Source organism: Bacteroidia bacterium (assembly GCA_026932145.1).
Classification (GTDB): Bacteria; Bacteroidota; Bacteroidia; order J057; family JAIXKT01; genus JAIXKT01.
This window is the reverse complement of sequence record JAIXKT010000024.1, coordinates 59,770-71,856: the sequence shown is the minus strand read 5'-3', so window position 1 is coordinate 71,856 and position 12,087 is coordinate 59,770. Positions and strand designations below refer to the sequence as shown.

11 protein-coding genes are annotated in these 12,087 nt (G+C 38.2%); 6 read left to right on the top strand and 5 right to left on the bottom strand.

The window, feature by feature from the left end; all coding sequences use genetic code 11:
• Positions 1-44: 44 nt before the first annotated feature.
• Together LC115_06880 and LC115_06875 are read right to left on the bottom strand one after the other, a co-directional pair.
• Positions 45-269 (bottom strand): hypothetical protein, encoded by a 225-nt coding sequence (locus LC115_06880; protein MCZ2356399.1) that lies wholly within the window; start codon positions 267-269, stop codon positions 45-47.
• A 187-nt stretch (positions 270-456) separates the two neighbouring features.
• A complete protein-coding gene (locus LC115_06875; protein ID MCZ2356398.1) occupies positions 457-1,566 on the bottom strand; it encodes an IS5 family transposase in 1,110 nt (369 codons plus the stop codon).
• A 453-nt stretch (positions 1,567-2,019) separates the two neighbouring features.
• Between LC115_06875 and LC115_06870 the strand changes: the two genes are divergently transcribed.
• Positions 2,020-4,608, top strand: coding sequence for a hypothetical protein (locus LC115_06870; GenBank protein ID MCZ2356397.1), 2,589 nt, complete (start codon positions 2,020-2,022; stop codon positions 4,606-4,608).
• A 63-nt stretch (positions 4,609-4,671) separates the two neighbouring features.
• Complete coding sequence (locus LC115_06865) at positions 4,672-5,082, top strand: hypothetical protein (protein ID MCZ2356396.1); 411 nt, start codon at positions 4,672-4,674, stop codon at positions 5,080-5,082.
• A 91-nt stretch (positions 5,083-5,173) separates the two neighbouring features.
• Here the strand turns inward: LC115_06865 and LC115_06860 are convergent, their stop codons facing one another.
• Positions 5,174-5,575 carry a hypothetical protein gene (locus LC115_06860; protein ID MCZ2356395.1) on the bottom strand — a complete coding sequence of 134 codons (402 nt, stop codon included), beginning with the start codon at positions 5,573-5,575 and terminating at the stop codon, positions 5,174-5,176.
• A gap of 147 nt (positions 5,576-5,722) precedes the next feature.
• Between LC115_06860 and LC115_06855 the strand changes: the two genes are divergently transcribed.
• The 4 genes from LC115_06855 to LC115_06840 all read left to right on the top strand — a co-directional run bounded on the left by LC115_06855 (position 5,723) and on the right by LC115_06840 (position 10,126).
• A complete protein-coding gene (locus LC115_06855; protein MCZ2356394.1) occupies positions 5,723-6,004 on the top strand; it encodes a hypothetical protein in 282 nt (93 codons plus the stop codon).
• A gap of 125 nt (positions 6,005-6,129) precedes the next feature.
• Positions 6,130-9,111, top strand: a complete 2,982-nt coding sequence (gene secDF / locus LC115_06850; GenBank protein ID MCZ2356393.1) for a protein translocase subunit SecDF — start codon at positions 6,130-6,132, stop codon at positions 9,109-9,111.
• A 128-nt stretch (positions 9,112-9,239) separates the two neighbouring features.
• Positions 9,240-9,677, top strand: a complete 438-nt coding sequence (locus tag LC115_06845; protein ID MCZ2356392.1) for an OsmC family protein — start codon at positions 9,240-9,242, stop codon at positions 9,675-9,677.
• Positions 9,678-9,724: 47 nt separating this feature from the next.
• Positions 9,725-10,126 carry a cytochrome c gene (locus LC115_06840; protein MCZ2356391.1) on the top strand — a complete coding sequence of 134 codons (402 nt, stop codon included), beginning with the start codon at positions 9,725-9,727 and terminating at the stop codon, positions 10,124-10,126.
• Here LC115_06840 and LC115_06835 read toward each other — a convergent pair.
• Together LC115_06835 and LC115_06830 are read right to left on the bottom strand one after the other, a co-directional pair.
• Positions 10,123-10,869, bottom strand: a complete 747-nt coding sequence (locus LC115_06835) for a PorT family protein (GenBank protein ID MCZ2356390.1) — start codon at positions 10,867-10,869, stop codon at positions 10,123-10,125. The genes LC115_06840 and LC115_06835 overlap by 4 nt on opposite strands.
• A gap of 134 nt (positions 10,870-11,003) precedes the next feature.
• Positions 11,004-12,087 (bottom strand): hypothetical protein (locus tag LC115_06830; protein MCZ2356389.1); only part of this gene is annotated, 1,084 nt, incomplete at its 5' end.

Here is a 12,087-nt window from a genome sequence, read left to right as displayed (position 1 = left end):
CAAATATATGAATATAGATACATTTTGGTCTAATTAAAATATCATTATCGTATAAGTTGTGAATTTGGTGCAGGATAAACATTTCCGCCTTCGCTTATCCAAGAAAAATTTATTGTTGCTTTGAAGCGTTCTTTATTCCAGTCTCCAGCTTCTTCGGTTTTGATTTCCGAAATTGGTAGGATGTTTAAAATCTCAAAACTACCACCGAAATAAACTTGATTTTTCGAGTTGTCGTTTGGAGAAAGTTTCTTTACATGAGCGCGTTGCATAACCTCTAAATTTTTAAAAAAGCCCAAATTTTCTCCCGTTCAAAATAAATTTTGATTTTTTGGGGAGTTTATAGGGAGTTTTTTTACATTTTACGTCTTTTTTTGTGGGTGTGGGGTTTCATTTTTTATGTTTTTGCCCCTTTTTCGCCTCATTTTTACCAATTGGGCGTATTTTGGGCCTACAGGCTTAAAATAGCTGCATTTGAGGTGGTGCCGTTTTTGGTGTTAACATATTGTTTACTAATAGCTTAGGTAACCTATACAGGTTGTATGCAATTGCTTCCAGGGCGTGCTGGGCGTGGGTTTTGGCGATGCCCACATAGCGGGCGGTGCCGCCGCCGAACCAGCTTTTGGTGCCGGCAAAGGTGCGCTCTATTTTGTAGCGGTGTTTGCCGCAGAGTTGGTTGAATTTGAGTTGTAATTTTGTTAAGGGTTTGTTTTTCACTGCTTTATAACACACTCTATCTTTAAGTCCCTTCGCTTTGAGGTAGGTGGTATGGGCTTTGGATTTGTAGGCTTTGTCGGCATAGATGGCGACTTTTGGGGGAACTTGTGCCTTGGTTATCAATGTGTTAAAGTGGTTATGGTCATGGACGTTGGCGGGTGTGGTCTCCAGGGCAAGGACCAATCCGTTGCCGTCGGTAATAACGTGTTTTTTGTAGCCAAAGCGGGTTTCTTTGCCTTTTTTGAGCCAGCGGGCTTCGTCGTCCACGCCAGGTTGATTTACTTTAACAAGCTTTAATTCAGCCGTTTGTGTTTGTATAGCTTCTTCCGTTTGTTCGTTTTCTTTTCTGTCTTCGGCAATTTCGTAGGTGGGTTTTCCGGTGGGTTTGCGGGGGCTGTCGGTAATGGAGGCATCTATTATGCAGCCGGATTTTACCGTAATAGCATGTTTATCAAGCTGTTGGTTAAGTTCTTGCAACAGCAAGTCGTAGGCATTGCTTCCTGCCAGTTCGTTGCGGAAGCGGCACAGGGTGCTGTGGTCGGGTACTTCGTCTTCAAGACTCAGCCCAACGAAGGTCATCCAGCTTAAATCGGTGTTGGTCCTGTCTTCTATGTCTCTGTCGCTCAGGCTTTTATACCAAACGCCGAGCAGTAGCATTTTGAAAAGAATAATGGGGTTGTAGGCGGGTCTGCCGTCCGGTCTAAGCCCTTTTGGGTAGTGTTTTTGAAGTATTTTTACGATTGATTCCCAATCAATTACCTCATTTATTTGCTTTAGAAACGCGTTTTTAGAACTGCGTTTAGAAACGTAGGGCTGGCTAAAACTCATCTGTATTTGGGCGTGCTTTATCACACCACAAAAATAATAAATTAGTTAATTAATTCAAAATCAAATAGTTAAATATTTTTATTCTTTTTGTCGTGCAACAGGCTCAGAAAGTTTACCAATAAACATTTCGAAAATTTAGAACAAATCAGCACATTCTTTGACCAAGCAATAAAGAACCTAAGCCCTCAAATGGTAATGTCTATATGCACATTCAAATATATGAATATAGATACATTTTGGTCTAATTAAAATATCATTATCGTATAAATTGTAAAAAAAACTCCCCATAAACTCCCCAAAAAATCAAAATTTATTTTGAACGGGAGAAAATTTGGGCTTTTTTAAAAATTTAGAGGTTATGCAACACGCTCAATTTATCCACAATGTGGCTAAATTGTCATAGAGTTTTAATCTTTATTGGTTGGAACTTTTGCAGTAAATTGTAACTTTGGGCAATCATTTTCCAACAGTTAATTCATGGAAGCCTTTTTGCTGACCCCACTCATCAAAGAATTTGTTAAAGATTCACACATTTCCGAAGAAGATAAGGAATTTGTGCTGCAAACTGCACAGGAATTAGGCGTAACTCAACCGATTGCGTTACAGCTAATTGAAGTAGAATGTAAGTTACAAGAGGGAGCTAATCTTTCCCCTATTCAGGTTGCCGCACCGTTAATTCGTTCCTTTGTGATAAACGGTCGTATTTCAGAAACTAATATGGACAATCTGCTTCAAACACTAGCAGATTTCTCCCTTACGCCCGAAATCATTCAAGCCTTAGTGGATTTAGAGTGTATTTACCAGCAGGGACAATTGCCAAACAACAAAGGGGCTTTTGGCACATTCATCCAATCTTTCATGATTGATGGTAAGGTTTCTGACTTCGACACTACCTTTTTAAACACAATTGGGGTTGAGTTGGGTTTTTCTCCGGATTTAATCACGGCGATGATTCGGTTAGAATCTGCCATACAAACCAAAAGCCGAAATGCCCGAAACACAGCACAGATATTCTATCCATTAATAAAATTCTTGGCAGAAAATGGCCGCGTAAGCATTTATGACCAAGATATGGTTACCCTCAAAGCGGAACAATTGCGGGTTTCTCCGGAAATAGTAAAGGCATTTCTGAATTTTGAAGAAGCATCTTTTTCCGGACAGCATGATTCTACGCTGTTTTTAATCCCCTCTTTGCTACGTGCTTTTATGAAAGCCGGCAACTTTAGTGATTCTGATATTGTCAATGCTATTCGTCAGGTCTTAAAGTTAAATCTAAATGAGCACCTTATACAGTTATTGATTCAGATTGAATCCGAAACCATCCGCAGATCTACCAAAGTTCCGGCAAATCTATTATTACAAGTTATTTCATTTCTTCTCCGCAATGACGGTAAAATAGACCCAACCGAAATGGCGTTTATTACAGAGAAAGCTGCTCAGTTAGAAATTCCCTCAGAGGTCATTTTGGGATTAATTGAGGTAGAAACCGCTATTATAAAAGAAGAAAAATCAGGTGTTAAGTTGATAACGCCCCTGATTAAAGCCTTTTCTAAATCAACACTTTTTACCAAAGATTTAATTTCATTCATCGTAAAAAAAGGCTTACAATTAGGTGCTACCGAAAAATCTATCAATGCCTTAATCCAAATTGAAGTAGCTATCCAGAAAAAATCTACCGAACAAAAAGCCGGGCAACTTGAAGAAGATCTACTCTCTTTTATGGAAAATCGGCAAGCAGATAGTGCCCAAGCCGGTAAAAATATCACTGCTACTGCCACCACCCCAACAATTGTTACAGACTCTCGGCTTCGCGAACAGCAAATAGCCTCTTTACCAGTTGAAAAAACAGCTATAGAAAGTATCTTTTTCGCTGATAACGGAGGTAACCCAATTTGGTATGTCATTTTTGAACAAGAGGGCGAAAAAATACTCTTTTCAGACGGAAAAATCCTTCCGGCTTCCCAAATAGGAGAAATTTCGATTGCACCAGCCAAAAATCATATTGCCTATAAAATTCATGAAAACGGAAAGGAAGTAATGATTATTGACGGAAAACCCACTACCGCCTATGATGCTATCCAAAATATTGTATTTAACGCAAAGGGAGACTTGTGGGTAATGGTTGTAAAACAAGGAAAGCTATGGCATACCGTAACTTCTACCGGTAAAACCGGAAAAGGTTACGCAACAATCCGTGAATTAGTAATTTCACCTACCGAAGAAAAATTTGCTTACTCCGCCTATGAAAATGGTAAGTGGGCTATGATAGAAAATGAAAAAGAAGGTGCAAAATTCTCATCAGTAGGCGGTTATACCTATAGCGAAAACGGGAAATCAACGGCCTACATTATCATTCAAGATAAACGCCACTCAGTTGTTCATAATGGAAAACAAAGTTCTACCCATGAGTCATTGGGAGGACTTACTTTCAGCCCGGATGGATCCCAGTTTGGATATTGGGCAAAAGAAGGAAATAAAGAATTTATAGTCGTAAATGGCCAAAAAGGGGAATATTGTGAATCTGTTAATCGCCTGATTTTTAGCGGAGACAGCAAACATATTGCAAAAATTGTAACACTCGAAAAAAAGAAAACCCTATTTCTCGATGATAAAAAAATCGCTACCCACGAAGAAATCTCTAACTTAGCATTTACCGGCCAAAATAACCTAATGTATAAATTCTTGGATAAAGAAAAGTGGCATCTATCTTTTAATGGAAACGTTGGCGCGGCCTACAACGATATTGACCAAATTGAAATGAACCAACGCGGAGAACAATATGCTTACTACGCAAAACAACGTGGTTCTTGGACGGGGGTTGTTAAAAACGGAGTTCAAGGAAAAGAGTTTCTCTATGTAGAAAGTTTGATTTTTGCTGATAAAAGTGATAGTATTGCCTTTTTGCACCGTAAAAAAGGTGGCTCATATCTTGTTTTAGATGATAAAATAACCAACGCTGAACCATTCGATGTTGCTAGCAGCTTAGACTACTGCGCAGATAAAAATCGACTTTCTATGATAGCTATTCGCGGAAAAGACATTTTGTACGTTACCCTAAGTTTGTAATTATTCTTAAATTTAAAAGAAACTTTTCTGACTTTGAAATTGTCTTATCCTGATATTTGCTGTATGAAAAAATCTTGGTTATTGGTTATTCTATTAACAGGTATTTCGGCAAGCGTTTATGCCACTCGGCTAAGTTCGGTGCTTTATACCCCAAGCATCCAAAATTCTATACTGAATGTTACTGCTTCTAATAACTCCATAGCCAACCTTTCTATGGAAGTTGTGCGCCGTTTTGTAGATAATATAAATACAGTTCGGGAAGAAGAGGCAGAAGCCCAAAACCCACCCCCAAATACCTACCCAACTTCTTTCCTAATTAATCCTGATGCAGATACTAATCAATTTGATGTTTACTCCGCATCTTTTCGTTTAGCAGCACTCATTGCAACTTCAATACTTATCTTTTTATACCTTTTAAAAACACTCTCCAAGAATAATTCTAAACCAACAAAATCAGATTATTCTATAAACTGAGGAGGTTTGGTAGTAAGTTCCATAACTATCTCCGAAAACAGGTTTTGTTAGCAGCTTTTAGGGAATAATTCGGTAAAAGTCGAGGAATTATTTAGGAAGGTTGGTTAGCTTTCTTTCGCAGGAAGAATAGAAACGTTATTTTATTAGCTTCTTCGGTAACTTCTTGTTTTAGCTTTAATTGCTCATTATCAAAAGATATAATTTCGAATTGGTCTTCTCCGATTTTCAGTTTTTGATCTTTCTTTTCCCATTTTCCTTCAACTGGGCCTTCGGAAGCAGTAAGACGGTATTTATTTTCCTGAAAAAATTCAAGGGTAGCATTTTGGGTTGATTCTATCCACGCTTTATAATCTATATTGGTATTTCCCGATACCACAACGGAATCAACATTCCAAGATGTATCAACCAAATTTTGATTGACCTCCGGTTTACAACCCCCAAATATCATGGTAATAAGCAGTAAACTGAACAAACCAAGCCATATTTTTTTCATAGGAACTTCAGATTAATGACAAATTTCGTTAAAAATATGATGCAATCGTGATTTTTATAGTGTGCTCACAAAAATTGTTGATTTTTACAAACCAAAATATATCATTGATATTTAGATAAATATTTAACTTTACGCCCGAATTACTGCGTGGTATTATTTCGCCTTTTAACTGTATTTACCTTAATTTGGAATCTGGGCAAACTGGATAAACATAGTTTCTATGTTTCTTACCTAAGTAATTTAGATCAAATTCAGGAGCGTAATTCTGCCTTTGTTACCACCAAAATCACACAAATAGCTGTAACACAGTACTCACCAAAGAAGGTTAAGCCACTATTTGTGGAAATACAGAAGCAAATTGGTGCTTTTTTTCAGGCTGGTGCAGTTGCTAATCTTGCCGATTTTAGCATTATTATTCGTGCTCCTTAGTCGGTAATTTAGTTGTAGTAGCTTTTCTAATATGAAATAAATTCGGCCGTTTAGAAAAGTTCTTCCTTAGCCGGATTATCAAAATCAAATTTAATTTTTAAAAAAAACAGTAAACATTTAATACAATGAAAAACCGTAATGTTATTATTGGCCTGTTAGCGATTTTCGCGCTTATCTGCGCCTACAACATTTACTACACTGGAGTGCTTATCTCAACCGATAGCGCATTAAGCAACATGACCTCCGAAAAGCGCTCTAAATGGTTAGATAAAAAAGATAATTATGAAAAATACAAAGCTGCTCACGAAAACGGGATGTCCTTAGGTCTTGACTTACAGGGTGGTATGTATATCACAATGGAAATTGGCTTAGAAGATGTTGTGAAAGGTTTAGCCGGCACCAACCGTGATTCGTTATTCGATAAAGCCATAAACATTGCCTTACAACGAAAAGTAACGAGCCAATCTTCATTTGTAGATTTATTCGTTCAAGCTATTAAAGAGTTGGATCCCAATGTTCGGTTAGCAACCTATTTTGCCAGCCAATCAAACGGAATAACTTTTAACACACCTGAATCTGAAGTAGTAGATAAGATTAAGAGAGAGTCTTCGGATGCTCTTGAACGTGCTTTTAATATTTTGCGTACTCGTATTGACCAGTTTGGGGTTGCATCTCCAAACCTACAAAAGCAACCGGGGACGGGGCGAATTTTGATTGAACTACCGGGCGTTAAAGATGCTGACCGCGTTCGCAACCTACTCCGTAACACGGCTAAGTTAGAGTTCTGGACAACATACTCCGCCGAAGAAGCTTTTCCATACATAGAAAAAATAAACCAAAAAATACGGGAACTCGAAGGATTGGCAGCCGCATCTGACTCCGCTAAAACCCAAGATTCAGCCAAAAAAGAAATCGCCCAAAAAGATACAACCAAAACATCTAAGGCTGACTCAAACCAAGTAGCTTCTACTGATTCAAGCAAAGATAAAGATACTGCCAACAGCAAACTCTCGGATAAAGAAAAAACCGAAAAATTCTTCAAGGAAAACCCATTTTTTGCATTGCTTCGTTTTCCAGACTTTCAAAATATGAACGGCAAAATGCCGGTTATGGGTTATGCGTTGATTTCGGATACCGCGAAAGTCAATCAATATCTAAATCGCCCGGAAGTACAGATGATACTCCCCAGTGATTTAAAACTTTTCTGGACAGCAAAGCCAGAGGCAGCCGGATCTCAATATCTAACTTTGATTGCTATCAGAAGTAACCGTGATAATGCTGCTCCGCTTGAAGGAGACCAAATCTCAGATGCCCGCCAAGACTTTGATCAGCAGCGGAATAATATGCCCGTTGTTTCTATGAATATGTACCCGGAAGGTGCCCGTAAATGGCGCAAACTTACCGGTGATAATATCGGAAAATCAATTGCTATTGTTTTAGATAACTTAGTGTACTCCTACCCTACTGTTCAAAACGTGATTGCTAATGGAAGTTCACAGATTTCCGGTAACTTCAGCATTGATGAAGCCAAAGACTTATCTAACTTACTCAAAGCCGGTAAGCTACCTGCCCCCGCACGCATTGAAGGTGAAGAAATTATCGGAGCTACCTTGGGTGAAGAAACTGTTACTAAGGGAACGTTTTCGTTCACCATAGCCTTTGTTGGTATCTTAGCTTTTATGATACTGTATTACCGAGGTTCAGGGGTCGTAGCCAACATAGCCCTGTTAGTAAACGTATTTTTTGTGCTGGGAATATCTTCTGCATTAAACGTAGTGCTAACCCTGCCGGGTATTGCTGGTATCATTTTGAGTATGGCCATGTCCGTTGATGCGAACGTGCTGATATATGAACGAACGCGGGAGGAATTGGCCACCGGAAAACCGATGAAAGCGGCTATCAGTATGGGTTTCCAAAATGCTTTCTCCGCAATTATGGACTCAAATATTACCACTTTCTTAACAGGGGTAATATTATATGTGTTTGGGACAGGCCCTATTCGAGGCTTCGCCGTAACTTTAATGATAGGTATCATCACCACATTAGTCTCTGCTCTTCTTGTAACCCGTATTTTACTTGAATACTTAGCAGAACGTAAAAATGAAATCAAAATTTCTTTTGGAACTACTGCTGCTGCTGACTTTTTTACACGCCTTAACTCTCAATTTATTGCGAATAGAAAAAAATCCTACATCATATCTGTGGTAGCAGTTGTCATTAGCTTAATAAGTTTTGGAATCTTTGGGTTCAAATTTGGTGTTGATTTTCAAGGAGGCCGGCAATATATCATTGAGTTTCAAAAACAATATGATACAGAGAAAGTTCGTCAAGATTTAACTGACGCTTTTGGAAACAATGCCCCAATCGTTAAAACCGTAGGAAGCAAAAACCAACTAATGATAACAACCAGCTACCTTTTTGAAGCCAAAGATGCTGACCAAAAAGTAACTGATGCACTAATGGCTGGTTTAAACAAATCCCATGCAGATGCTAAGCCTGTTATTATGAAAAAAACAACAGTAGGTCCAACCATTGCAGAAGACATCAAGATGGGAGCTATTTACTCTGTGGTCTTTTCTGTCATTGTAATATTTGCTTACGTAGCTATCCGGTTTGGAAACTGGCAGTATGGTATGGGCGCTTTGCTATCATTAGCTTTCAACGTAATATTAGTACTCGGGCTCTTTTCTCTATTGGGTTCAATAGATTCACTTCCATTTAGTGTCGAGATAGACCAATCGTTTATAGCAGCCCTGCTTACCATTGTGGGTTACTCAATAAACGATACTGTGGTTGTGTTTGATAGGATTCGAGAAGTTGTGGATGACGATAAGTCCCATTTACCTCGACCAACTCTATTTAATAGAGCTATTAATGATACATTGAGCCGTACTTTGGTTACGTCTATCACTACCTTAACAACCGCCTTGATTTTATTCTTCTTTGGTGGAGATGTGCTTAAAGGGTTCATGTTTGCATTGTTCTTTGGAGTTACATTCGGAACGTTTTCTTCTATTTTTATGGCAAGCCCAATTTCTTTGGATTTGTTAGAATGGTCGAAAAAGCAAGAGCCTACTCCTTCTACTACGCCAAATACTAAAAAATAAAACGCTAAGAGGTTTTATTGCAGCGGGATAAATTATTCAATTTATCCCGCTCTTTTTTTAGCAATTAAGATATTGAACTTAAAACTACTTTTAAGGGTTTTGGGATGATATATCAACAAGCGTTTTTTATGGAACAGCATAATTATCAAATAAACGTAGAGTGGAATGCCGATAGGGTTGGGACACTCTCTGCATCCGAAATCAATGTTGCTTTTCCGGTTGCTACCCCGCCAGAGTTTGCCGGTGGAGTTCCCGGGATTTGGTCGCCAGAGCATCTCTACACTGCCTCCATAGCAAGTTGCTTTATGACTACTTTCTTAGCTATTGCGGAACTCAGTAAGCTACCTTTTAAATCTTTTTCCTGTAATGCAACAGGCGTTTTGGAAAAAGTAGATGGAAAATTTATGATGACCAAAGTTATTCTAAACCCAACCGTTGTTATTGAGCAAGATAAAGATACAGAACGAGCAAGCCGAATACTACAAAAGTCAGAATCCGCTTGCTTAATTACAAACTCCGTAAAATCAGCGGTAACAATGACCCCAACGATATTAGTACATAGTTAGTGTAACTGAACAAAAACGATATAATTTTGTGCCCGAATTGGGAATTTATGAATAAAATTGTTTTCGGGATTTTGCTGCTTGCTTACTTGGGATTTTCATTAAACATTTATTTAACCCCTCTCTCCGTTGATGCAACTACCGGTTACGATGTTCCATTAGCTGATTCAGGAAAGTTAGTTTGGCAAAAGTATAATTGCCAAAGTTGCCATCAATTGTATAGCTTAGGAGGTTACTTAGGCCCGGATTTAACCAATATTTTGGGAAGAGTACCTCAAGAATATATTCAAACGGTAATTCAATATGGCAATAAACAAATGCCCGGTTTTCAGATGAATGATACTGAATTTAAAGCACTTATAGAATTTTTTAAATCTACTAATGCCAGTGGTAATGCAGACCCTCGAACGTTTAAAGTACAAAACGATGGTATGATTTCTCCTAAGTCTTAAAGAGTTACGCTAAGGCCAATTTCAATGCTCGGTAATCTTGGATATTTCTCAACTCGCCCGTCATCTGTAAAATAAGTTTTGTTAGGGTCATAAACATTGGTGATTCGAGAGTTTATCCAGATTCCCAGAAAGCGATAATGCGCCTTGATATACAAACAAACACGAAGTTTGTTTACTTCTCCGGCACCGGATAGCTTTTCTTTAATTTCTTGGTCTCCAACCATTCGGGATCTTTTGGTTGAAGAAGCTATGTGATAGCCTATGCTTCCCCCAAATTCAATAAATGAAACTGCTCGGTAGCGGCTATCCCGAACTAAATTATAGCGTAACCCTATGGGAATATCTATGTAAAAAAATCGAAGCCGCTCGTAGCGATAGACAGTATCTCCACGGGTTGGAAATATCTTTTCGGGTTTTGCAGGAAACTCAAATTTATACCCGGAAAACCCCGGCTGAAATTGGATAGCGAATCGAGGAGAAAGTAACTTATTAAAACTCAGGCCAATAAATGTAGTCCCCGATGCACTGCCTTTCACCGGAACGCTATCATTACTGCTTTGGGTTACAATAAAGCCTCGGTTAAAAACGATATTAAATTTTTCGGCAGACCGAACTCCTGAAGTCTGGATAGTATCTTCTGAAACTATATGCTGGCTTTCTGAATCAGGTTCTTCGGTATCATATTGGGCGAAAGCCTTTCCTGCCAAAATTATCCAAATAAAAAACCATGAAAGAAACCGCATACTTTGCCGAGCCAAACTTTTGCAAAACAACGGAATAAACCTATATCGTAAAACTTAAACAGAGATAAAAGTAACTAAATCGCGGAGAAATATCTAAGCAATAGCTTGCTTTGTGGTGTTAGGCGGCAAAATAACTAAATAGAATGTTTCAAGATAATCAACCCATTCTTGTTATACAATTCTGTTGTACTAAAAAAGAGATTTTCTTCTTTGATTATCAATCTATTAGGTTCAATTGTTAGCTTTTGATGTAAGTTACTATTTTCTCGAATTGCTATAACCCACGTTGTAGATTGCGCTAACGTATTGTGTATTTTTCCCCACCCTAAGGAGTCGTTTTTTGCACCGCTAATAATGATAGGGATTTTTTGGGATGAGTTATAGCTTTTTAGTGCCACATAGAAAGTTCCCTCCCAGTCCCAAAAGTCTAAAATCACCTTTGTTTGAGGGGTTGATTCTTGTTCAATATCTTTTGAAATTTCTATTGTTTCAGCAGAAACACGCGGAAATGGCTTTATTCCATCTGTATTCCAAACAAAAGACAAAATAAAGGTAACTAAAATCGAGATAATTGGCAGTTTAGACGATGTAGTTTTTTCAAAGCAGTATGCCCAAAGAGGTGCGCCCAGCAAAACCAATGTTCCAACAAAACGATGCTGCAAAAACAGTTTTCCGCTAATAGCGTTGTATTCTACAAAAATAGCTATTATCACAAAAGGCAAAAACCATATATATCTTCGGTTTAAAAAAGCCATCTGAGGTATTTTTGTCTCCTTTATTTTTCTGATTATCAGCCAGATAGTTATTGGACCAACAGCTATAAAAAAAGAAAACGGGAAGAAATAAACCCGCATTAGCTGTTCTCTCCAATTAACAGATTCATTGTATCCTGACAATTCTATCCATTGATAATTTCCGCTAATACCTTGTAATAAATCTCCAGTTTGAATATATCCCTGATAAATCCAAAAAACGGGAAATAAACCGGCAGCTAACCCAAACACAATAGCTGCCCGAAATGAGGTTTTCCAACATAACAACAGAAACCAAACTGCCATCAAAAGCCATGCTTCGTATCGCAATCCGCTGGCTATAGTTATTGAAATACCGGCTGCAAAAAAATAGGTACTATTTTTTTGCGATAAACCCACCGATAAGAAAAGTAAGCTACAGGCTACAAAAAACAAAAAAGGCGTTTCTGATAACGGTAAAAAGCTA

Coding starts and splice junctions, on each gene's coding strand:
- LC115_06880 (MCZ2356399.1), bottom strand. CDS start 269: ATGCAACGCGCTCATGTAAAGAAACTTTCTCCAAACGACAACTCGAAA.
- LC115_06870 (MCZ2356397.1), top strand. CDS start 2,020: ATGGAAGCCTTTTTGCTGACCCCACTCATCAAAGAATTTGTTAAAGAT.
- LC115_06865 (MCZ2356396.1), top strand. CDS start 4,672: ATGAAAAAATCTTGGTTATTGGTTATTCTATTAACAGGTATTTCGGCA.
- LC115_06860 (MCZ2356395.1), bottom strand. CDS start 5,575: ATGAAAAAAATATGGCTTGGTTTGTTCAGTTTACTGCTTATTACCATG.
- secDF (MCZ2356393.1), top strand. CDS start 6,130: ATGAAAAACCGTAATGTTATTATTGGCCTGTTAGCGATTTTCGCGCTT.
- LC115_06845 (MCZ2356392.1), top strand. CDS start 9,240: ATGGAACAGCATAATTATCAAATAAACGTAGAGTGGAATGCCGATAGG.
- LC115_06840 (MCZ2356391.1), top strand. CDS start 9,725: ATGAATAAAATTGTTTTCGGGATTTTGCTGCTTGCTTACTTGGGATTT.
- LC115_06835 (MCZ2356390.1), bottom strand. CDS start 10,869: ATGCGGTTTCTTTCATGGTTTTTTATTTGGATAATTTTGGCAGGAAAG.